Genomic DNA, 22,312 nt, shown 5'->3' with positions numbered 1-22,312 from the left:
TGCGGGAAAGTTCTCCACCGACGCGCGTTAGGCGTGTGTTGCTAACCGCCTGCCGCGTGCTCCCGTCCGCGAGCCTGAAATCGCGGGAGCAATGGCGGCAAGGACTCGCGCAAAGCGGTTCGAATTTCGTGCTCTGCGCGATTACGTCGCGTTGCCACCCCTTGTCTGCGGGAGCGAAATCGGATGTTGGTCCGCCCCATGTCATCGAGAGTGCAGAATCCTTGGATGCGCTGCTTGCGGCGCGTTTCACGTAATGATTGCTGCATCTTGAATTCAATATACCTTGGCGAGAAGAGGGCGCGGCGCCCTCGACCCCAGAACAGGGAGGCATATGCCATGACGCGATTGACCCGATTGACCCTGACCACGTTCCTCAGCGCCGGCCTCGCCGCCGGCGCCGTGGCGCAGGAGACCCATCCCGAAACCGGCGAGGCGCTGGCCGCGGACCAGACCTTCACCTACCGCATCCTCGACAACATCTCCTCGATCGACCCGCAGATCGTCGAGGACACCGACGGCTCCGACGTGGTGCGCGACCTTTTCGAGGGCCTGCTGAACCAGGACGAGAACGGCGAGTTGGTGCCCGGCGTGGCGACCGACTGGGAACTCTCCGACGACAAGATGACCTACACCTTCCACCTGCGTGACAATGCCAAGTGGTCGAACGGCGATCCGGTGACCGCGGGTGACTTCGTCTATGCCTGGCGCCGCGCCGCCGATCCCGCCACCGCCTCGCCCTACCAGTGGTTCATCTCGCTGATGAAGCTCGAGAACGGCGATGCCGTCGTCGCCGGCGACATGGCCCCCGAGGAGCTCGGCGTCGAGGCGATCGACGACACCACGCTCGAAGTGCGCCTGACCACGCCGCTCCCGTACTTCCCGCAGATGGTGGTGCACTCGACCACCTTCCCTTCGCCGCAGAGCGTCATCGAGGAGCATGGTTCGGCCTGGACCAGCCCCGAGAACTTCGTCGGCAACGGCGCCTACGTGCTGACCCAGATGAACCCGGGCGAATCCATCGTGCGCGAGAAGAGCGAGACCTACTGGGATGCCGAGAACGTCATCCTCGACAAGTCGGTGGCGCTGATCATCAACGACGAGAACGTGGCGCTGACCCGCTACCGCGCCGGCGAGATCGACATGACCGACATCCCCGCCGGCCAGTTCCCGCGCCTGCGTGACGAGTATGGCGAGGAGGCGCACAGCTTCCCGAAGCTCTGCAACTACTATTACAGCTTCAACCTGTCCGAGAGCGGCCCCGAGGCCTTCAAGGATCCCAACGTGCGCAAGGCGCTGGCGCTGGCGGTGGACCGCGATATCATCGTCAACAACGTGATGGCCGGCGGCCAGCCCCCGGCCTACGTATTCACCCCCGAGGCCACCGCGGGCTTCGATGCGCCCGCGACCGAGATGGCCGGGATGACCCAGGCGGAGCGTGACGCCAAGGCCAAGGAACTGCTGGCCGAGGCCGGCTATGGCGAGGACAACCCGCTCAGCTTCAACATGGTCTACAACACCTCCGAGGCGCACCAGAAGGTGGCCGTGGTGCTGTCGCAGATGTGGAAGCAGAAGCTCGGCGTGCAGGCGCAGCTGTCCAACATGGAGTGGAAGGTGTTCCTCGAGGAGCGCGGCAACCAGAACTTCGAGCTGGCGCGCGGTGCATGGTGCGGCGACTACAACGAGGCCTCGACCTTCCTCGACCTGCTGCAGTCCGACTCGGGCTACAATGACGGCAAGTATTCCAACCCCGAGTATGATCAGCTGCTCGCCGAGGCGCTGACCGCCGACGACACCGCGCCGCTCTACACCAAGGCGGAAGAGATCCTCGCCGAGGACATGCCGGTGATCCCGCTCTACCACTACGCCGGCGTCTACATGATCGACGACTCGCTGAAGAACTTCCCGGTGAACAACATCCAGTTCAACTGGTACTCGAAGGACCTCTACAAGGCCGCCGAGTAAACCGACCCGAGCGCCCCTCCCATGCGGCGGGGCGCTCACCCACAGGGACATCCCGACATGCTGATCTACATTCTCCGGCGGCTTCTGGTCGCCATTCCGACCATTGCGCTGCTGGTCATCGCCGCCTTCTGCATGATGCACCTCGCGCCCGGCGGCCCCTTCACCTCCGAACGCCCGCTGCCGCCCGACGTGCTGGCCAATATCGAGGCCCGTTACGGGCTCGACCAGCCGCTGTGGAAGCAGCTCTGGGATTACTTCGCCAACATCGTGCTGCATTTCGATTTCGGTCCGTCCTTCGTCTACAAGGACCGCGACGTGAACGACATCATCGCGACCGGCTTCCCGATCTCGCTGACCTACGGCTCGCTGGCCTTCCTCGCGGCCACGCTGGTGGGCGTCGCGCTGGGGATCGCCGCCGCCATCCGCCACAACACCTGGGTCGACTATTTCGCCGTGAGTCTCGGCATCGCGGCGCAGGCCCTGCCCAACTTCATCATGGGCCCGATCCTGATCCTGACCTTCACGCTCTGGCTCGGCTGGCTGCCCGGCGGCGGCTGGAACGGCGGCCAGTGGCAGTATCTCATCATGCCGGTGATCGCCCTCTCGACCTCTTACATGGGCTCGATCGCGCGCATCACGCGCTCCTCCATGCTCGAGGTGATGAACGCCAACTTCATCCGCACCGCGCGGGCCAAGGGCCTGCCGCAGCGCTCGATCATCTGGCGCCACGCGATGAAGCCGACGCTGCTGCCGGTGATCTCCTATCTCGGCCCGGTCTTCGTCTACGTGCTGACCGGTTCGGTCTTCGTCGACCTGTATTTCTCCACCGGCGGCCTCGGCCAAGCCTATGTGAACTCCGCCCTGACCCGCGATTACGCGGTGCTGCTGGGCGTGACGATCCTCTACGGCGCCCTGACCGTCATCGTGAACCTGCTGACCGACCTCGCCTATGCGTGGTTCGATCCCAAGATCCGGTACTGACATGGCATTCTTCGGAACTTCCCCCAAAGCCGCGGCGCTGGCGGACGAGATCACCGATTTCACCGCCGTGCGGGGCCGGTCGCTGTTTCGCGACGCGCTCAACCGCTTCCTGCGCAACAAGGCCGCCATGGCGAGCCTCCTGATCCTCCTGCTGATCGTCTGCTTCGTGATCTTCGGGCCGTTCTTCTCGCAATGGTCGAATGAGGAGATCGACTGGGTCGTGATGGGCGACGTGAAGGGCATGGGCGGCCCGTCGCTCGAGACCGGGCACTATTTCGGCGTCGACGACCTTGGCCGCGATCTTTTCGCCCGCACCATCCAGGCCACACGGACCTCGCTTCTGGTGGGGCTGATCGGCGCCGCGATGGCGCTGCTTGTCGGCACCTTCTGGGGCGTCGTGGCGGGCTATTACGGCGGCAAGCTCGACAGCATCATGATGCGCTTCGTCGACATCCTGCTGGCGATCCCGCTGACGCTGGTCCTGATCCTGATCCTCGTGGTCGCGGGGCGCAGCTTCACGGCGCTGTTCCTCGGGCTCGGCGCGGTCTCGTGGCTGACCATGAGCCGCATCGTGCGCGGCCAGACGCTGGCGCTGAAGAGCCGGGAGTTCATCGAGGCGGCCCGTGCGACGGGCGTCTCGGAAGGGACCATCATCTGGCGCCACATCCTGCCCAACCTCGCCGGCGTGGTGATCGTCTACGCCTCGCTGCTGGTGCCCGAGATGATCCTCGCAGAGTCCTTCATCTCCTTCCTCGGCCTCGGCATCTCCGAGCCCAACACCTCGCTTGGCCGGCTGATCGCCGAAGGGGCGGGGACGATGGCCTACGGCACGCTCTGGCAGCTGCTCTTCCCGCTCTTCTTCTACGTCGCGCTGATCATCGCGATGTTCTTCGTGGGCGACGGCCTGCGCGACGCGCTCGACCCGAAGGATCGCTGACATGACCGTTCTTTCCGTAAAAGACCTCAAGGTCTCCTTCGACACGCCCGATGGCAAAATCGACGCCGTGAAGGGCGTCTCCTTCGACATCGCGCCGGGTGAATGCCTCGGCATCGTCGGTGAGAGCGGCTCGGGCAAGAGCCAGAGCTTCATGGCCGCGATGGGGCTGATGCCGCCCAACGGGCGCGCCACCGGCTCCGTTCAGCTTGCCGGCAAGGAGATCCTCAACCTGCCCATCGGCAAGCTCAACGCAATCCGCGGGGCGGATGTGGGCATGATCTTCCAGGATCCGCTCACCGCGCTGACGCCGCATCTCAAGATCGGCGCGCAGATGGCCGAGGTGCTGCGGGTCCACAAGGGGCTGCGCGGGGCGGAGGCGCGGGCACACTGCCTCGACTGGCTGAACCGGGTGCAGATCCCCGAGGCGGAGCGACGGCTCGACCAGTATCCGCACGAGCTCTCGGGCGGGATGCGCCAGCGGGTGATGATCGCGCAGGCGATGCTCTGCGAGCCCAAGCTGCTGATCGCCGACGAGCCGACCACCGCGCTCGACGTGACGGTGCAGGCCGAGGTGCTCGACCTGATGGCGCGGCTTCAGCACGAGCTGGGCACGGCGATTGCGCTGATCACCCACGACATGGGCGTGGTGGCGCGGATGTGCGACCGGGTGAAGGTCATGCGCAAGGGCGCCTTCGTCGAGGAGGGGCCGGTGGAGCGCATCTTTGCCGCGCCCGAGCACGAGTACACCCGCAAGCTTCTGGCCGCGATGCCGCGCATCGATGCCGGCGACGCGCCGGGGCAGGTGAGCGGAAAGACGATCCTCGATGTGCAGGATCTGAAGGTGCATTTCGACATCCAGCAGAAGGGCGGGCTGTTCGGGCGCAAGGTGCCGCTGAAGGCGGTCAACGGCGTGAGCTTCTCGCTGCGCGAGGGCGAGACGCTGGGCATCGTGGGCGAATCGGGCTGTGGCAAGTCCACGCTGGCGCGCGCCGTGCTGCAGCTGATCGAGCCTTCTGCGGGCGCGGTCTCGTGGCTCGGCAAGCCCTTGAACAAGATGGACCGCAAGGCGCTGACACGCGAGCGCAAGGATCTGCAGATCGTGTTTCAGGATCCGCTGGCGAGCCTCGATCCACGTCTGACGATCTCCGATTCCATCGCCGAGCCGCTCAAGACCCACCGCCCCGAGATGACCGGGCGCGAGCGCCGCGAGGCGGTGGTGGCGATGATGCAGCGGGTCGGGCTCGATCCGATCATGTACAACCGCTACCCGCACGAGCTCTCGGGCGGCCAGAACCAGCGGGTGGGCATAGCGCGGGCGATGATCACCAAGCCGCGGCTGATCATCTGCGACGAGGCAGTGAGCGCGCTCGACGTCTCGATCCAGGCGCAGATCGTGCAGCTTCTGAAGGAGCTGCAGGCGGAGTTCGGCATGTCGATGCTGTTCATCAGCCACGACCTGTCGGTGGTACGGGCGATCTCGAACCGGATTATGGTGCTCTATCTCGGGCGCGTCGTCGAGCTGGGCGATGCCGGTACGATCTGCGATGCGCCGCGCCATCCCTATACGCAGGCGCTGATCTCTGCGGTGCCGATCCCCGATCCCGAGGCCGAGCGGGCGCGGGCCCGGATCCGCATCCCCGGTGAGCTGCCCTCGCCACTCGATCCCCGCGCCGCGCTGCGCTTCCTGCCGTCGCGGCTGAAGGACGGCGAGGCGGCGGTCTACGTGCCGCGCCTGGATGATGTGGGCGGCGGGCATCTGGTGGCCGAGCACGACCCGCTCGAGCGGCTGCTGGGGCGGGCTGCTGGCTGAGATCAGAGGCCTCGTCGAGAGGCGGGGTCTTCGCCTATAGACGGTCGATCGGTACCCTCGCGCGGAATCAAGGCCGAAGGGCGCCGCGCCATCGCCGGCCCGCCCCCCGGGCTGGCGATTTGGTGACGTTGGCGCTTTGTGTCGAGGTCCTTCGGATCTGGCCGGGATAAATCGAGAGGTTCTGAGCGACGGATCCCCATCCCGCGGGCCGGCGATGGCGCGGCTTGCGCTCAGTTCGAGCGTGCAAGCAGGGCAGGGGCCTTTAGCGCACCGCTTCCTCCGGCAGCTCCGGCACCGCCACCAGCTCCGTCAGCGCCGCCACCTTGTGGAACATTGCCGCCTTCAGCGCGTCGAGGCTCATGTCCTCCGACACCGTGTAGAGGGTGAAAAGCCCGTTCAGCGCGAGGAAGATCACCTCGCCAAGAGCCCGCGCGTCTGCCGCCTCATCGATCAGCCCGTCGCCCTGCAACCGCTGCATCAGCGCCACCACCTGCTCCGAGAGCGCCTGATCAAGCGCGTGATACCGGCGTGAGAACTTGGTGTCGGCGCTCTGGATCGAGAACGCCATCGCCGTGCGCCACATTTCCTTGGTCAGGTAGACCAGCGAGTGATCGTAATAGGTCGCGATCAGGGCGCAGATCGCCTCCCGTGCGCTGCCGGGCGGGGCGGTGACCACGCTTTCGCCCTGATGCAACACCTCCTCGACCTCCATCGACACGATGGCCAGCAGCAGGTCGGCCTTGTGGGCGTAGTAGTTGTAGAGCGTCCCCACCGAGACCTCGGCGCTCTCGGCGATGGCCTCGATCCGGGCCGCCTCGTACCCGTTCTGCTTAAAAAGCGTGCTTGCCGCTTCCAGAATGGCGCGATTGCGTTTCGCTTTCTGTCTTTCGCGAAGTCCGGCCATGAGCGCTCCTGTTGGTCTTCAAAATTAGTATTGACTGTAAAAATGAATGCGCTCAACTTTTTTATGTCACGCGGCCGCCAAGCGCCGCCAAAAACCACAGGAGAGGGTAAATGCTCATCAAACAGACCTGCTCGGTGCTGGCCGTCATGGCCGGCCTCGCCTCCACGGCGCAGGCCGAGGATCTCAACGCGCTGATCTGGTGCGACCATGCCGACCCCGAGCTGCTGCAGCCGTTCGAGGAAGCGCATGACGTGCGCGTCAACGTGAAGGAATACGAGGGCACAGCCGCCGGCCTCACCCTGCTCGAGCAATCGCGCCCCGGCGACTGGGACGTGATGGTGATCGACGCGGTCGATGTCGGCCGCGCGGTGGAGCGGGGCCTGCTGGCGCCGCTGCCGACGGAAGGTCTTTCGACCGACAGCTACTTCCCCGAAGCGGTGCTCGCCGATCACACCACGATCGATGGCACGACCTACGCGGTGACCGAGAAGTTTGGCTACAACACCATCGCCTACAACAAGGCGGCGGTGGATCCCGCCGACATGGAGAGTCTCGATGCGCTGTGGTCGGGCAAGTATGACGGCCGCATCGCCATCTATGACTATTACCTGCCGGTGCTGGGGCTGGTGGGCCTCGAGGCGGGCGTCGCCACCGCCGATCTCGACGCCGCAGCGCTCGAGACCCTGCGCGAGCCGCTGATGAAGCTGGGCGCCGCCTCCAAGCAGGTCTCGGACGTGGTCAGCAGCCAGACCGCGCTCGCCACCGGCGAGGTCGACGTGCTGATCGGCGGCGGCGAGTGGCTGACCGCAGTGCTCAATGCCGAGAACCCCGATCTCGACTGGACCATCCCCGAGGAAGGCGGCCTGCTCTGGGCGCAGTCGCTGGCCATCGTCGAGGGCACCGAGAAGCCCGAGCTGGCGCTCGAGTTCATCAAATACGTGACCTCGCCCGAGGGGCAGGCGCGTCTTGCGACCTCGTCCTGCTACTGGGGGATGCCCGCCAACCAGGCCGCCGGCGACGTGATGAGCGACGAGCAGAAGGCGATCCTGCGCTGGGACGATCAGGCCGATTACCTCGCCCGCGCCCAGCTCTACCCGGTGCCCGATGCCGAGACCGACACGGCGATGCAGGACCTCTGGACCGACATGCTCCAGAACTAAGGCAAGGCCATGAGCATCGAGAGACAGGAAAGACAGCAGGGAGCGGCCTTGGTCGCTCCCGCGCTGCTGTGGACGCTGGCGTTCTTCGTGGTGCCCTTTGCGGCGATGGTGATGATGAGCCTCGCCCATATGGAGGGGCGCGACATCGTGCAGGGGCATGACCTCGGCAACTACCTGAAGATCTTCACCGATCCGTCGCTGCGCCGGGGCATCTTCGTGTCGCTGGAGATCACCGTCGTGGTGACCCTGATCTCGGTGCTCCTCGCCTGGCCGCTGGCCTGGATCATCGCCACGCGGGTACCGCCGCGTTGGCGGCGCATTGCGCTCTTGCTTGCGGTGCTGCCGTTCTGGACCTCTTACGTGGTGCGCTCCTATTCCTGGGCGCTGGTGCTGGGCGAGAAGGGCGTGGTGATGAACGCGCTGGTGGGGCTGGGGCTCTTGGCCGAGCCGGTGCAGATCATGGCGACCCGTGCCGCCACCATCATCGGCTTCGTGCATTTCTTCGTCATGCTGCTGACGCTGACGATCTATTCCAACCTGGTCCAGCTCTCGCCCAACTACGCCCGCGCCGCAGAAGACCTCGGCGCCTCGCGGTGGCAGGTGATCCGGCTGGTGATCCTGCCGCTGACGCTGCCCGGCGTGATGACCGGCGCCTTCCTGACCTTCGTGCTCTGCATCGGCGATTACATCACGCCGCAGATCCTTGGCGGCAACAACGAGCTCAGCCTGCCGCAGTTGATCATGCTGCAGCTCGGGCGGCGGGGGGATTTCCCCATGGCCTCGGCGCTCTCGGTGGTGCTCATGGTGATCGTGACGCTGGCCTATGCCGGCTGCGCCCGCTGGCTCAAGATGGAGCGGCTTTGATGCGCATTCTTTCCTGGGCCTACCTGCTGGCGCTCTTCGCCTTCATCCTGCTGCCGGTGGTGACGCTGGTGATCTTCTCCTTCCAGGACGGACGCCTGCCGGTGCCGCCCTTCAAGGGCGCGACGCTCGACTGGTATCGGGAGATCCTCACCGACCGGGCGCTGATGGAGGCGCTAGGCAATTCGCTGATCGTGGCGCTGCTGTCGTCGCTGGTGGCGCTGGTGCTGGGCTTTCTCGCGGCCTCCGGCCTCGCCCGCGTGTTGCTGCCGGGCACGGTGGTGATGCGCGGGCTGCTGATCGCGCCGATGACCGTGAGCTACCTGATCATCGCGCTGGGGCTCTTGCAGATGTTCAACAAGGTGGGGATCCGGCCCTCGCTGCTGGCCACCGGCATTGGCCACGTGGTGATTAACCTGCCGCTCTGCTTCGCCATCCTCTACGCCGCCATCGGCGAGCACCAGAAGAGCGCGCTGAAAGCGGCGCGCGATCTCGGCGCGAAGGAGTGGCAGGTGCTGTGGTTCGTCGCCGCGCCGATGCTGACCCCGGGGCTGGCCGCCGCATTCTTCCTCGCATTCACCTTCAGCTGGGACGAGTTCATCATCGCCTTCCTGCTGACCCGCTTCGATGTCACCCTGCCGGTCGAGATCTGGTCGATGCTGCGCTCGGGCCTGTCGCCCGCCACCAACGCGGTGGGATCGCTGGTCTTCCTTGTCTCGGTCATCGTGGTGGTGGCGCTCGAACTTACGCTTTTCCGGAAGGGATCGAAATGACCGCGGATGTTCACATCAAGGCCGTCGAGCACCGGTTCAACAGCTTCACCGCGCTGCACCGGGTCGATCTGCAGATCGCGGCGGGCGAGTTCATCGTGCTGCTTGGGCCGTCTGGTTGCGGCAAGACCACGCTCTTGTCGATCATCGGCGGCTTCCTCACGCCTTCGGAAGGGCAGGTGCTGATCGGCGGGCGCGACATGACCCACGTGGCGCCCAAGGACCGTCCCACCACCACGATGTTCCAGGATTACGCGCTCTTCCCGCACATGTCGCTGCGCGACAACGTGGGGTTCGGCCTGCGCATGCGCGGCGTCGGGCGCGCCGCGCGCAACGCCAAGGCGCTGGAGATGCTCGAGATGGTGGGGCTGGCCGACAAGGCGGCGCGCCGTCCGCACGAGCTTTCCGGCGGGCAGCGGCAACGCGTGGCGCTGGCCCGGGCGCTCGCGGTGGAGCCGGATGTGCTGCTGCTCGACGAGCCGCTCGGCGCGCTCGACCTGAAGCTGCGGCGGCAGATGCAGGAGGAGCTGAAGGCGATCCAGCGCCGCGTCGGCACCACCTTCGTGCATGTCACTCACGATCAGGAAGAGGCCATGGCCATCGCCGATCGCATCGTGGTGATGAACCACGGCAAGGTCGAGCATTGCGGCACGCCGGAGGAGGTCTACCTGCGGCCCCGCACGATGTTTTCGGCCGATTTCATGGGCGAGACCAACCGCGTGCCGGTGACGCCGTCCGGCAGCGGCGTCAACTCGCCGCTCGGGCCGCTTGCCATCGCGCCCGCCAAGGGGATGCTCTGCCTGCGCCCCGAGAGCCTCGGCCTTGCGGAGGGCTTCAGCCTCGGCCGCGCCACGCTGGTCGAGGCGGCGTTCTACGGCTCCTATCACCGCTGCCATTTCCGCCCGCTCGCCGCGCCCGACATGCTGCTCACCGCGCACTTGCCGCAGGGCGCGCACCCGGGCTTCGGCGAGGAGGTCGAGCTCTTCGGGCGCAACCCGGTGGTTCTCGCCCCGGAGGCCGCATGACCCGCATCCCGCCCAAGGACTGGTATCGCCAGCGCAAGCTCGACGACGGCATCACCTGGATCGACGAGCCCTACATCCAGGAGTTCTACCGCTGCAACATCTGGCACGTGCGCGGCCGCGACCGCGACCTGATGGTCGACAGCGGCATGGGGGTGGTGTCCCTGCGTGAGTGGGTGCCGCTGGTCTCCGAGCGTCCGCTCGACGCGGTGGCGAGCCATACCCATTTCGACCATATCGGCTGCCATCACGAGTTTCCCTGCCGGCTCTGTCATTCCGCCGAGGCTGAAATCCTCGCCAACCCGACCCGCGCCAGCACGCTGGCCGATCCCTACGTCACCGACGAGATCTTCGACGCGCTTCCCGACGTCCCCTACAGCTCGACCAGCTATGCGGTGAAGGGCGCGCCGGCAACGCGGCTCTTGGAGGATGGCGACATGATCGATCTCGGTGACCGCCGCTTCGAGGTCATCCACACGCCGGGCCACAGCCCCGGCGGCATCGCGCTCTGGGAGGCCGCCTCGGGCGTGCTGATCTCGGGCGATATCGTCTATGACGGGCCGCTGATCGAGGATGCCTATCACGCCGATGCCGAAGCCTACGTGCGCTCGATGCGCCGCTTGGCAGAGCTGCCGGTGCGGGTGGTGCATGGCGGCCATTTCCCGTCCTTCTCGGGCGAGCGCCTGCGCGAGATCGTCACCGGCTGGCTGCGCGAGAAGGGCCTCTGAGCGCGCCCTGAGAACACCCACGGGCAGGCAAGGCGCCGGCCCGACAAGCAAGGAGAATGCGTTGACCGAGCGCAGCCTGAACCAGCCCCTCGGGGGCAACCAGATGCCCCGCACCGGCGGCCCCGCCACCATGATGCGGCTGCCCGCCGCCGAGACCGCCGCGGGGCTCGACGCCTGTTTCATTGGCATCCCGATGGATATCGGCACCTCGAACCGCCCCGGCACCCGGCTTGGCCCGCGCCAGATCCGCGACGAGAGCCGGATGATCCGGCCCTACAACATGGCCACCGGCGCCGCCCCCTTCGAGCACCTGCAGGTGGCCGATATCGGCGACGTGCCGATCAACCTCTTCGATTTGAAGAAATCCGTCGACATCATCACCAAGCATTACCGCGGCATCCTCTCCCAAGGCGCGATCCCGCTGACGCTTGGCGGCGATCACACGCTGACCTGGCCGATCCTGCGTGCGATCAAGGAGCGCCACGGCCCCGTCGCGCTGATCCACGTGGATGCGCATTCCGACACCAACGAGGAGATGTTCGGCGAGACCGTCGCGCATGGCTGCCCGTTCCGCCGGGCCTGGGAGGATGGCTGCCTGATCAACGACAAGGTGTTCCAGATCGGCCTGCGCGGCACCGGCTATGCGGCGGATGATTTCGACTGGGGCCGCAAGCAGGGCTGGACCTGCATCCAGGCGGAGGAATGCTGGTACAAGTCGCTGGCGCCGCTGATGGCCGAGATCCGCGGCAAGATCGGCGATGCGCCGGTCTATCTGACCTACGACATCGACAGCCTCGACCCGGCCTTCGCGCCGGGCACCGGGACGGTCGAGGTTGGCGGGCTGACCACCATGCAGGGGCTCGAGATCATCCGCGGCTGCGCCGGATTGAACCTCGTGGGCTGCGATCTGGTCGAGGTCTCTCCGCCCTACGATCCCGCGGGGAACACCGCCGTGATCGCGGCGAATTTCCTCTACGAGATGCTCTGCGCCCTGCCGGGCGTGCCGCAGGGGCGCTGAGGCTGCTGAAAATATTTGCGGGTCGGGCGGATGTCCGGCTCGCGCGTATTTCCGCATGATGACAGGGGTTTGAGGGAGGGGCAGGGTAGGATGCCTCTGCTGAGGTCTCGGCCTTTCCTGCGTTTCCAGATGTCCGGAAACGCCAAAACCCGCTCGCTTTGCATGCAAAGCAAGGGGTTCAAAACCATCAGGAAGGGATGGAGGCGAGTACCGGAATCGAACCGGTGTACACGGATTTGCAATCCGCTGCGTCACCACTCCGCCAACTCGCCAGAGTGATGCACTCTCTAGGGCCCCGTCGCGGGGGCGTCAAGCGGTTATGGCAGGGGGCACAAGATTCCTCTTCAGGCTGCATTCGCCCTTCACCTGTCCCGCGCTCTGGGGTTAGGCTTCGCTATCGAGTGCCGTGATCAGTCCAAATTTTCCGAAGGCCCGCCCGTCGCGCCAGACCTCTCGTTGCGTCAGTCAAGATTGTGGCGAAAAAAAGAATGTGGAAAACGGTCTAGGGTTGATCTAACCCTTGATCGAAAAGGTTTTTTGCCTGTCGCGAGGAGAGAGCAAGCGTGAGTGATGCATATTCGGCAACGTTGAAACTGCTGCAGGGCAGGTTCATCGAAACGCTTCCCGAGATGCTACGCCCGGTCAAGGAAACGCTGGGCAAGGAAGCCGTCGATCTGTCCGAGATCCACGATCTGCACCGCATTCTGCACGAAGCGGCGGGCAATGCCGGGATGCTCGGTTTCAACGACCTGCACCTGCTGCTCAAGGATGCCCTGAAGATGCTGGAGACGGCGGAAGCCGAGAACCGCACCCTGACCGAAGCCGAGCGCAACGCCCTGATCGTGGCGCTGGCCGGGATCATGCGGGCGCGGGAGGCGGCTCTTTGAGGACCGCTCTCTGTCTGCTCTCCGGGCTGGCCGTCGCACAGATCGGCTCGGCGCTGCCGACGCTGGCGCAGAACGCCTCGGAAGCCACCGCCGCCGCCCCGCGGGCGACCGAAACCCTGCGCCGCATCGTCCGCTTCGACGAGATCGGCTTCGAAACGGGTCTCGAGTTCCGCCAGCTCTCCGGCGACGCGACATTCTTCCTTCCGGCGGCGCGCCCCGAGGCGATCGAGGGTGCGGTGCTGCGCATCGAGCTCGAGCATGGCGAGAGCATGGAGACCGAACGCTTCGTCTCGGTCGCGCTGGCCGATCGCGTGGTCAAGGTGGCGCCGCTCGAGGGCAGCTCCGGGCGCATGACCGTCGAGGTGCCGGTGCCCGAGGGCGCGATCACCGGGGGCTTTCTCAAGGTCACGCTGGCATATTCCGGCGCCCATTCCGAGCAGCTCTGCATCGATGAGCGGGCATCCGGGGATTTCGTTTTCATCCGTCCGAGCTCCGCGCTCGAGCTCTACGTGCGCGGCGGCGAGCTGGAGAGCCCGCTCGACGTTGCCCGGCTGATGCCGCGCGACAAGCGGCTGGTGCTCGACGGGGAGGGGGCGGCGATGCTGCCCTTCGCGATGATGGCCGGTGCGGCCTATGACGCCGAGTTCGGATCGGTGAAGCTTGGCGGCAGCGATGCCGGTGGCCGCGAGTGGACCAGCGGCGCGCTGCTGGCGCTGCCGGACGGGGCGCGCGGCGGCAGTGTCGAGGTCAGCGTGCTCGACGGTCGTCCGGCGCTCGCGTTCGGCGGCAGCGATCCTGCGCTCGGGCTGGCGCTGCTGGAAAGCGAGTGGCAGGATCTGGCGGCGATCGACCGGATCGCGCCGGTCTCTCTCGGCGGCGCGGAAGCGGCACGCTCGCAGATCACCTTCGCAGAGCTCGGCGCGCCGCAGCTGCGTCAGAACGTGGTCGGCAGCTCCACCTTCAGCTTCACCTTTGCCGCCGATGCGCTGCCGGCGGGCACGCTGCCTGAGCGGCTCGAGCTGCTGGTCGCGGCGGCCAATTCCGCTTCCGGGCGCGGGGTTGCGGTGAGCGTCTTTGTCAATGATGCGATGATCGGCTCGCGGCCGCTCGACAGCGCCGAGCCGGAATGGATGGATTTCGCCCTGCCGGCCGGGCTCATCGGCCGCGACAACCAGGTCGACATCCTGGTGCAGCGTCAGGTCGAGGGCGGCGGCTGCCGCTTCGCGCCGCAGGGCTACCCGGCCGAGATCCTGCCGCAGAGCCGGCTGCTCTTGGGCGACGGCAATGCGCCGGGTGACGATTTCTTCATGATGCGGCAGACCTTCCGCGATGGCGTGACGGTGGTGGCCGATCCCGGGGTAACGCAGGAGGCCTGGCCCCTGCTGGTGCCGCTTGCCGGTGCGCTGATCCCCGACACCGCGACGGTGACCGGCGCGGCACAGCTTTCGCAGGTCGACGGGCCGTTCATCTATGTCGGTGCGACCCCGCCTGAGGGCAGCGATCCCGCGCTGCGCTTCGATCAGGGCACGGTCGAGATCCTCGACGGCAGCGGCGAGGTGATGTTCGCGGGCGCCGGGCTCGAGGCGCTGAGCTTCGTGCAGGTCGTCGAAACCGTGCAGGGGCCGGGCATCTGGATCCGCCCCGGCAACGGCCCTGCACCGGAGCCGTCGCGCACGCTGCCGCTGCAGTTCGACCGTGGGCAGCTGGCGATCCTCGACGAGGACGGGCTGGTGCTTTCGGTGGCGCGCAGCCGCGCCGACCTGCTGCAGATCCGCTATCCCGATCAGACCGATCTGCTCCAGCTTCTCGCAAAGTACCGGCCGTGGATCGTCGGGGCCGCGTGGCTGGCGCTGACCCTGCTTCTGATCCGCTTCCTCCAGGGCGTCTACCGGAAGCGCCGGGACAGCTCCGAGGGCTGATCGGTGGCGCTCGACGCGGAAAGCGAGGCCATCGGCAACCTGCTCTACGATCGGGGTATCCTGACCGACGCGCAGCTCGACGAGGCCGAGGACCTGGCAGAGGCCTGGGATCTCGGGCTCGTTGAAGTGCTCCTGGGCAAGCGCTGGCTGAAGGCCGCCACGATCTACCGCGAGCTGGCCTATTACTACGACCTGCCGCTGCTAGATCTCTCGGAGACGCCCGCCGACACCGCCTTGCTGCGCCGCTACGATGTCACCGAGATGACCGAAGCGCAGGTGATCCCGTTCCGCGAGGAGGGCGGCCGGCTCACGGTGGCGACCTCGCGCCCGGGCCCGCTCACCCTGATCCGGATCATCGAGATCTTCGGCAGCGACGTAGACATCGCCGTGGCGACGCGGCTCGACATCTCGCTGGCGCTGCAGACCGCCTTCCGCGAGGAGCAATCGCACGAGGCGGTGTTCGGACTGGCCGAGACCGACCCGGTGATGTCGGCCTCCAAGGTGATCCTGCCGGCGCAGGTGGTGGTGCTCTATGGCCTTGCCAGCCTTTTCCTGCTCGGGCTGGCCTTCAAGCCGGTGCCGACGCTGATCGCGCTGAACCTCGCGATGACGGTGTTCTACCTCGGCAACTTCCTGTTCAAGGCGACGCTGGTCTGGGTCGGCAGCGAGGCGCAGGAGCGCATGTCGCAATCGATCGCCGCGGAGGCGGCGCTGCTGCATGATGACGAGCTGCCGGTCTATACCGTGCTGGTGCCGATGTTCCGCGAGCCCGAGGTGCTGCCGATCCTCACCAACGCGCTGCGCAACCTGGATTATCCACTGGCCAAGCTCGACATCAAGATCGTGCTCGAGGAGAGCGATCACGATACCATCGAGGCGGCGCGCTCGCTCGATCTCGAGGGCGTGTTCGAGATCGTGCTGGTGCCGGCCTCGCACCCGCAGACCAAGCCCAAGGCCTGCAACTACGCGCTGCAGTATTCCCGTGGCGATTTCCTGGTGATCTTCGATGCCGAGGACAAGCCCGAGCCCGACCAGCTCAAGAAGGTGATCGCCACCTTCCGCCAGTCGCCGCCAAATACCGCCTGCGTGCAGTGCCGCCTGAACTATTACAACGCGCAGGAAAACTGGCTGACGCGGATGTTCACGCTCGACTATTCGCTGTGGTTCGACCTGATGCTGCCCGGGCTGCAGCGCCTCGGTGTGCCGATCCCGCTGGGTGGCACCTCGAACCACTTCCGCATGGACGTGCTGCGCCAGCTCAAGGCCTGGGATCCGCACAATGTCACCGAGGATGCCGACCTCGGCATCCGCCTGACCCAGAAGGGCTACCGGGTGGGGGTGATCGACTCGACCACCTTCGAGGAAGCCAACGTCTCGATCCCGAACTGGATCCGGCAGCGCTCGCGTTGGATCAAGGGCTACATGCAGACTTTCCTGGTGCACACCCGGCGTCCGATCCACTTGGCGCGCACCGTGGGGCTCTCGGGCCTGATCGGCTTCGTGTTCTTCATTGGCGGGACGTTCCTTTCGGGCCTGCTGAACCCGATCTTCTGGGGCATCTTCGTGCTCTGGATGATCTTCGGGGCCGATGTCATCGAGCCCTATTTCCCGCCCACCATCCTCTACCTGTCGCTGATCAACCTGCTCGCGGGAAACGCGCTGCTGATCTACCTGACGATGGTCGCCCCGTTCCGCCGGCGCTGGACCTATCTCGCGCCCTGGGGGGTGACGGTCGTGGGCTACTGGGTGCTGATGACCATCGCCTCCTACAAGGCGCTGAAGCAGCTGGTGTCGAACCCGTTCTACTGGGAAAAGACCCAGCATGGCCTGTCGAAGCATACCGCCGCGGAGCTCAAGGCGGCCGGCGACGAGGGTGAGGCCGCGGCATGAGGGCGCTGGTCTGGAAGGTCTCGATCTGGCTGCTGGTGAGCGCGGCGATGCTGGTGCCCATCGCCTGGGTCGAGGCGAACGGCTTCCTGTCCTCCGCGACCATCCAGATGTGGGCCAAGGCCATCGTGATGACCGACGGTCCGGCGGCCTTCAGGGCCACCGATGCCTTCTATCCGCCGCTGCCCTTCTCCGTCGCGCTGGTGATGCAATCGCTGAGCGGTGGCACCGGGATCCCGCTGCCGCACGTGCTGAGCGCGGCGCTGGGCGGGTTGCTGGCGGTAGCCTGGTATTACAACCTGCTCAATCGCGCGGCCTATGACCGGCTGTCGGCGGTGCTCGTGGTGCTGCTGCTGGTGCTGAACCCGATCTTCCTACGCTGTCTGAGCGAGGGGCCGAGCATCATGTTCCTGATCCTCGGGTCCTGGCTCTATTTCCGCGGCCTAGTCAACATCCGCCTGTTCGGCACCGCGCCGGACATGATGAAGGTGGCGCTCGGCCTGCTTGTCGCGACGATGTCGCACGAGCTCGGCGTGCTCTTCGCGCTGGCCTCGCTGCCGGCGCTGGTCCTCGCGGCGCGCCCCAGCCTGCTGGTGGTCTCGCCCACGGGATACCTCGTGTCGATGTTCTTCCCGGTGGCCGCGGCGGTGCTGTCGCTGTTCTTCGTCAGCGCGGTGCTGAAGACCAATTTCTTCGCGGTCCAGCTGCTCTCGCCCGACAGCAGCTGGGCCGGCGCGACCTTCCTGGCGCTCCTCTGCCTGCTGCCGGTGCCGTTGATGGTGATCTTCAGGCTCTTCGTGCAGCCGCGCTTCTCCATGCCGCTCGGCGGGGTGATCCTCACCCTTGTCGGCATGGCGCTACTCAACCGGGTCTATCCGGTCGAGCCCGATCCGATCCTCGTGGCGGCGCCGGCGCTGGGCGCGGCCCCGGTGGCGGCGCGCTGGTGGACGCGCACCTCGCTGCGCTCGACCCCGCTGGCGGCGCTGACGCTGCTCTCGGCGCTGCTCGGGTTCTGGGCGCTGGGGGCGCTGGGCGGGCAGGAGAGCCGGGCCTGGCTGCAAGCCGCAACCGGACGCCCGGTGCCTAACCCTGTGGCAGAGGCGGCACAGGTTGCGGCCTTCCTGCGCGATCAAGACGGCGTCCTGGCGGATGTCGAACGCCATCCCGATCTTGTCGCGGCGATGGGAAATGCAAGGAATTTCATCGCTGCAGGTGATCCGGCCTACGATCGTGTGCTGTTTGGCGGGCGCCCGGCTGGAAACTTCGTTGTCATCGAGGTGGAAGAAAATGCTCCAGTTGTCCGGGATCGCCTGTTGCGAGCGCTACCGGGACTCAAGAATAACAACGATTCGAGATTCGAACTCGTATATGATTCGGGTGGCTGGATGGTCTATCGTCTCAACAGAGCAGGAGACACATAAGTGCGAAAGTTTATCGCGGTCGACGACTCAGAGATCGCGCGCGAACTGATCAAGGCGACGCTGGCTGATTTCGGCTATCACGATGTTTCTTCCTTCGGAAATCCGAAGGAGGCGCTTGAAAGCATGGCCGCGTCCGACGCGGCGGCCGATCTGGTCCTGCTCGACGTGATGATGCCGGAAATGGACGGGGTCGAGCTCTGCGCCCGGATCCGGGCGCTGGAGAAATGGCGCGACGTGCCGATCGTCATGCTCACCAGCCGCGAGGACAAGAGTACCCTGTCGCGTGCCTTCATGGCCGGCGCCAATGATTACCTGACCAAGCCGTTCGACCGCATCGAATTCCAGGCCCGCCTGCGGGCCCAGCTGCGCCTGAAGGCCGAGCTCGACCGGCGCAAGTCGGGGCCGCGCAGCAGCCGTGGCACCCGCCGCGCCCGCGCGCAGTTCTCGCTGCCCGGGCTGCTTGCAGATCGCGACTCCCTTCAGGACGCGCTGGGCCAGATCAGCGAAGACCGGATCGACGCGCTCGGCGTGTTCGCGCTCTCGGTCGATGCCACGGCCCGCAACACGGTGGATTTCAGTTCGCGCGAGCGGCAGGCGATCCTCGCCTCGGTGGCCGAAGCGCTGGCGCAGGTGCGGATGCCGGCCGGCAACATGTTGGCGCATTGGGAAGGCGACACGTTCTGCGGCGTGTCTCTGGTGCATGACGACGATGCCCTGCTGGCCGATGTGCGCGATCTGGCGATGTCGGTGAAGCGCACGCTCGAGGCGATGCCGGGAAAGCTCAAGGGGGCGCTTCCGGGCGTCAGTGTGGGCGTCACCCTGCCGGGGACGGCCGGCACGGTCTCGGAAGCGCTGGGCAAGGCCTTCGGGGCGCTCGAGGAGCAGGGGCAACGCGGCGGCAACGGCATCCGGGTCGCCGGTGCCAGCAGACGCAACCACTAGGGAGAGCCTGCAGATGCCACATCGACTTGCACGCGGTTTCCGGAGCGGCTTCGTCGCTCTCGTTCTGGCGAGCGGTGCGCTTCTGCTGTTCTTCCTGCACTACGACTACCAGCGCACGATGCGCGAGGGCGAGGTGCACCTGACGCATGTTGCCGAGCTCTTCAACGAACACTTCCTGGGCTCTCTCGAGCTGGCGACGCTGCGCGCCGAGACGATGACCAACCGCCTGGCAGGGTTCAATCTCTACCGGGTGCCCGCGCTCGAGGCGGAGCATGGCGAGGGGCTGCGCAGCTTCGTCGAGAATGTCGAACAGATCGCGGCGATGGTGGTGATCGACCACGAAGGCGCGGTGCGCTGGTCCTCGATCGATGGGGTGCTGGGCCTCTACCTCAACGACAGGGATTATTTCCAGGGCACGCTCGAAGGAGGCGGCAACGGCTATATCGTCGGCGCGCCGCTGGATTCCCCGATCACCGGGATGCGGGTGACGCCGATCGCCTGGCCGATCCGCGCCGAGGATGGCTCGGTGCTGGGGGTGATGGCCTCGTCGCTCGAGGCGAGTTATTTCCGGCGCCTCCTCGAAGAGACCCGTTTCGACCCCGCCATGTCGCTCGACATCCGCGCCGAGGACGGCACCGCGGCGTTCATTTCCGAGGGGGCGGAGGTGAGCCAGGAAGGCCGGCTGATCTCGGTTTCGGCGCCGATCCCGGGCACCGGGCTCAAGACCGTTCTGGCGCTGCCGCGGCCGGTGGTGATCCGCAGTTTCGTGCTGCGCGCCGTCGCCTTCACCGCGGTTTTCGCGCTGATCTCCGGTCTTGCGCTCTACGCCGCACTGCTCGCGCACCGCCGGATGCTGGCCCTGCGCAGCAGCCTTGCCCAGATCGAGAGGGAGGCGTGGAAGTCCAAGCGCGCCGCGAAGCAATTCCAGGCGATCTTCCAGAACGTCGATGACGGCATCATCGTGTTCGATGCGCTGGGCGAGTTCCGCACCTCGAACCGCCGGGCGCAGGAGCTCTTCGGGGTCGACAGTGCCGGCGCCGCGGTCGAGCGCTTCCGCGCCAGCGCGCCGATGGAGCTCGACAAGCTCGTCGACAGCACCTCGTTCATCTTCGTGCCCGATGCCGGTGGTCGTGCCGGGGTGATCGGCCGCGAGATCCGCTGCCGCGTCAGCTTCGTCGAAGAGGTCGAGGGCCATACGCTCTACTGCGTGCTCACCGATGTCTCGGCGGAAGAGCGGCTGATCCGGGCCCGCACCGCCTTCGTCGAGACGGTCAACCACGAGCTGCGCACGCCGCTGACCTCGCTCAACGGCGCCATGCGGCTGCTGACCTCGCGCTTCGGGGCCGATCTGCCGCCGAAGGCGCGGCAGCTTCTGGACCTCGCCGAGCGCAATGCCAGCCGGCTGCTGATGCTGGTCAACGATATCCTGACGCTGCAGGCGATGGACCAGGGCCGTCTCGACGTCACGCTCGAGACAATCCGCGCGAACGATATCGCCCGCGAGGCGGTGACCAACATGCAGGGCTATGCCGATGGCTTCGGCGTCGGCCTGATGCTCGAGCTGCAAAACACCGGCGCCTCGGTTCAGGTCGATCCGATCCGCATGCAGCAGGTGATGGACAACCTGATCTCCAACGCCGTCAAATACTCGCCGAAGGGCGAAAGCGTCGAGGTCTCCAGCGTGCTCGACGAGGGCGAGGTGGTGATCAGGGTGCGCGATCACGGCCCCGGCATTCCGGCGGCCGCGCAGAGCGCGATCTTCGAGCGTTTTGCCAAGCCCGTGCACGGCCCGGACACGCAGGCGAGCGGAACCGGTCTCGGACTGGCGATTTCCCGCGAACTCGTGGAGCGCATGGGTGGGACTTTGTCGCTCGAAAGCATACATCAGGATGAAGCCGGTGGTGACCGGGCGCACGGGTCGACCTTCATCGTGCGCCTGCCGCTGGCCCAGATGGATCAACGGAGTGCCGCGGAATGAAAGTTCTGTTTGTCGACAACGAGCCCGATATCGTCACCCTCGTCGAGCTTGCGCTCGATGGCGAAGACGACATCGACCTGACCGCGGTCACCTCCGGCGAGGCCGCGATGAAGGAGATCGCCAGCGGCAGCTTCGACATGTTCGTCTTCGACCTGATGATGCCGCCGCCGGACGGGCGCCAGCTGTTGCGGGCGGTCCGCAGCGATCCGGCCAATGCCGAGACGCCGGTGGTGATGTGCACGGCGAAATCCGACGCCGTCGCCAGTGACGACCTGCGGGATGCCGGCGCCACCGAGGTCCTGCCCAAGCCGTTCGATCCGCTGTCGCTTGCCGACGTGCTGCGCGAAATGCACGCGGATGGCTGAGCTTCGGCGCGGCGCTGTGCCCCTTGCGCTGGGTCTTCTGCTGTTTCCGGCAGCGCAGGCGCAGGCGGCGGCATGGCCGCGTCCGGAGGGGAAATCCTTCCTGTCCTATTCCTACCAGTTCCAGATCAACGAGACGACCGACCGCAACTACTCGTCGCTGTTCTACGAATACGGCGTGACCGACCGTCTGACCTTCGGCATCGATGCCGGGCGCAGCGACGGGTCGGGCGACCTGACGGGGCTGCTCTTCCTGCGCACGCCGGTGGTCTCGACCGATGCCGGCACCTGGATCTCGGTCGAGCTCGGCATCGGGGCTATCGAGATCGAGGACGAGACCTTCGGCGTGCTGCGCCCGGGGATTTCCTGGGGGCGCGGCTTCCAGACGAGGTTCGGCAATGCCTGGGCAGGGATCGAGACCTCCTACGCCTTCCGGGGCGATGGTTCGGAGGAGGGCAAGATCGACACGACCCTCGGCATCAACCATGCCTCGGGCTCGCTGTCGCTGGTGCAGTTCCAATATTCCGCCCCGACCGGCGGCGATGACGGCTTCTCGATCGCGCCGTCGCATGTCATCAAGCTCGATAACGGCTTCTTTCTCGAGCTTGGCGGGGCCTACAAGTTGACCAACGAGGCGGCATCGCTGAAGATCGGGCTCTGGCGCGAGTTCTGAGGCGGCATCCCGCGCCCCAAACTGACGACCCCGTTTGCCGCCATATGTCGGAACCTTTGGCCGGGACTGATCGTTGGCTTGTCAAAGGAC

At 66.2% G+C, this 22,312-nt stretch carries 19 protein-coding genes and 1 tRNA gene; 18 read left to right on the top strand and 2 right to left on the bottom strand.

Going from position 1 to position 22,312, the window contains the following annotated elements; genetic code table 11:
- The first annotated feature begins 336 nt into the window (after positions 1 to 336).
- The 4 genes from KUV62_RS02275 to KUV62_RS02260 are packed head-to-tail and all read left to right on the top strand — an operon-like array spanning position 337 to position 5,690.
- The gene (locus KUV62_RS02275) at positions 337 to 1,962 is read left to right on the top strand and encodes a peptide ABC transporter substrate-binding protein (protein WP_222602049.1); all 1,626 of its coding nucleotides are present in this window, start codon (positions 337 to 339) and stop codon (positions 1,960 to 1,962) included.
- A gap of 57 nt (positions 1,963 to 2,019) precedes the next feature.
- Entirely contained in the window at positions 2,020 to 2,943 is a 924-nt protein-coding gene (gene oppB / locus KUV62_RS02270; protein WP_222602048.1) for an oligopeptide ABC transporter permease OppB, read from the top strand.
- A gap of 1 nt (position 2,944) precedes the next feature.
- On the top strand, positions 2,945 to 3,880 hold the full coding sequence (locus KUV62_RS02265) for an ABC transporter permease (protein ID WP_222602047.1): 936 nt from the start codon (positions 2,945 to 2,947) through the stop codon (positions 3,878 to 3,880).
- Between the two features lies 1 nt (position 3,881).
- Positions 3,882 to 5,690 carry a dipeptide ABC transporter ATP-binding protein gene (locus KUV62_RS02260; protein ID WP_222602046.1) on the top strand — a complete coding sequence of 603 codons (1,809 nt, stop codon included), beginning with the start codon at positions 3,882 to 3,884 and terminating at the stop codon, positions 5,688 to 5,690.
- Between the two features lie 262 nt (positions 5,691 to 5,952).
- On the opposite strand, the gene KUV62_RS02255 is transcribed toward KUV62_RS02260, so the two are convergent.
- Complete coding sequence (locus KUV62_RS02255; protein ID WP_222602045.1) at positions 5,953 to 6,594, bottom strand: TetR/AcrR family transcriptional regulator; 642 nt, start codon at positions 6,592 to 6,594, stop codon at positions 5,953 to 5,955.
- 110 nt (positions 6,595 to 6,704) lie between these two features.
- Between KUV62_RS02255 and KUV62_RS02250 the strand changes: the two genes are divergently transcribed.
- The 6 genes from KUV62_RS02250 to speB all read left to right on the top strand — a co-directional run bounded on the left by KUV62_RS02250 (position 6,705) and on the right by speB (position 12,153).
- On the top strand, positions 6,705 to 7,754 hold the full coding sequence (locus tag KUV62_RS02250; RefSeq protein ID WP_222602044.1) for a spermidine/putrescine ABC transporter substrate-binding protein: 1,050 nt from the start codon (positions 6,705 to 6,707) through the stop codon (positions 7,752 to 7,754).
- Positions 7,755 to 7,763: 9 nt separating this feature from the next.
- Positions 7,764 to 8,618, top strand: coding sequence for an ABC transporter permease (locus KUV62_RS02245; protein ID WP_222602043.1), 855 nt, complete (start codon positions 7,764 to 7,766; stop codon positions 8,616 to 8,618).
- On the top strand, positions 8,618 to 9,388 hold the full coding sequence (locus KUV62_RS02240; RefSeq protein ID WP_222602042.1) for an ABC transporter permease: 771 nt from the start codon (positions 8,618 to 8,620) through the stop codon (positions 9,386 to 9,388). Before KUV62_RS02245 ends, KUV62_RS02240 begins: the two co-directional genes overlap by 1 nt.
- Complete coding sequence (locus KUV62_RS22855; protein WP_222602041.1) at positions 9,385 to 10,410, top strand: ABC transporter ATP-binding protein; 1,026 nt, start codon at positions 9,385 to 9,387, stop codon at positions 10,408 to 10,410. Before KUV62_RS02240 ends, KUV62_RS22855 begins: the two co-directional genes overlap by 4 nt.
- Entirely contained in the window at positions 10,407 to 11,135 is a 729-nt protein-coding gene (locus KUV62_RS02230; RefSeq protein WP_222602040.1) for an MBL fold metallo-hydrolase, read from the top strand. Before KUV62_RS22855 ends, KUV62_RS02230 begins: the two co-directional genes overlap by 4 nt.
- A 103-nt stretch (positions 11,136 to 11,238) precedes the next feature.
- On the top strand, positions 11,239 to 12,153 hold the full coding sequence (speB, locus tag KUV62_RS02225; protein WP_222602366.1) for an agmatinase: 915 nt from the start codon (positions 11,239 to 11,241) through the stop codon (positions 12,151 to 12,153).
- A 198-nt stretch (positions 12,154 to 12,351) separates the two neighbouring features.
- Here the strand turns inward: speB and KUV62_RS02220 are convergent.
- Positions 12,352 to 12,425 (bottom strand) — tRNA-Cys (locus tag KUV62_RS02220).
- A gap of 291 nt (positions 12,426 to 12,716) precedes the next feature.
- Between KUV62_RS02220 and KUV62_RS02215 the strand changes: the two genes are divergently transcribed.
- Genes KUV62_RS02215 through KUV62_RS02180 form a run of 8 tightly spaced genes read left to right on the top strand, consistent with a single transcriptional unit; the run spans position 12,717 to position 22,222 of the window.
- On the top strand, positions 12,717 to 13,040 hold the full coding sequence (locus tag KUV62_RS02215; protein ID WP_222602039.1) for a hypothetical protein: 324 nt from the start codon (positions 12,717 to 12,719) through the stop codon (positions 13,038 to 13,040).
- A complete protein-coding gene (locus tag KUV62_RS02210) occupies positions 13,037 to 14,959 on the top strand; it encodes a cellulose biosynthesis cyclic di-GMP-binding regulatory protein BcsB (protein ID WP_222602038.1) in 1,923 nt (640 codons plus the stop codon). Before KUV62_RS02215 ends, KUV62_RS02210 begins: the two co-directional genes overlap by 4 nt.
- A gap of 3 nt (positions 14,960 to 14,962) precedes the next feature.
- Positions 14,963 to 16,849 (top strand): glycosyltransferase family 2 protein, encoded by a 1,887-nt coding sequence (locus tag KUV62_RS02205; protein WP_222602037.1) that lies wholly within the window; start codon positions 14,963 to 14,965, stop codon positions 16,847 to 16,849.
- Positions 16,846 to 18,267: a hypothetical protein gene (locus KUV62_RS02200; protein WP_222602036.1), complete on the top strand. Its 1,422-nt coding sequence runs from the start codon at positions 16,846 to 16,848 to the stop codon at positions 18,265 to 18,267. The genes KUV62_RS02205 and KUV62_RS02200 overlap by 4 nt, the downstream gene beginning before the upstream one ends.
- On the top strand, positions 18,268 to 19,209 hold the full coding sequence (locus KUV62_RS02195; RefSeq protein ID WP_222602035.1) for a response regulator: 942 nt from the start codon (positions 18,268 to 18,270) through the stop codon (positions 19,207 to 19,209). It abuts the gene before it with no gap.
- 13 nt (positions 19,210 to 19,222) lie between these two features.
- Positions 19,223 to 21,187: an ATP-binding protein gene (locus KUV62_RS02190; protein ID WP_222602034.1), complete on the top strand. Its 1,965-nt coding sequence runs from the start codon at positions 19,223 to 19,225 to the stop codon at positions 21,185 to 21,187.
- The gene (locus tag KUV62_RS02185) at positions 21,184 to 21,552 is read left to right on the top strand and encodes a response regulator (protein ID WP_222602033.1); all 369 of its coding nucleotides are present in this window, start codon (positions 21,184 to 21,186) and stop codon (positions 21,550 to 21,552) included. The genes KUV62_RS02190 and KUV62_RS02185 overlap by 4 nt, the downstream gene beginning before the upstream one ends.
- A complete protein-coding gene (locus tag KUV62_RS02180) occupies positions 21,545 to 22,222 on the top strand; it encodes a hypothetical protein (RefSeq protein ID WP_222602032.1) in 678 nt (225 codons plus the stop codon). The genes KUV62_RS02185 and KUV62_RS02180 overlap by 8 nt, the downstream gene beginning before the upstream one ends.
- The last annotated feature ends 90 nt before the right edge of the window (positions 22,223 to 22,312 follow it).

Source organism: Salipiger bermudensis, from assembly GCF_019801965.1.
GTDB lineage: Bacteria > Pseudomonadota > Alphaproteobacteria > Rhodobacterales > Rhodobacteraceae > Salipiger > Salipiger bermudensis_A.
This window is presented reverse-complemented; position numbering and strand designations above follow the sequence as displayed.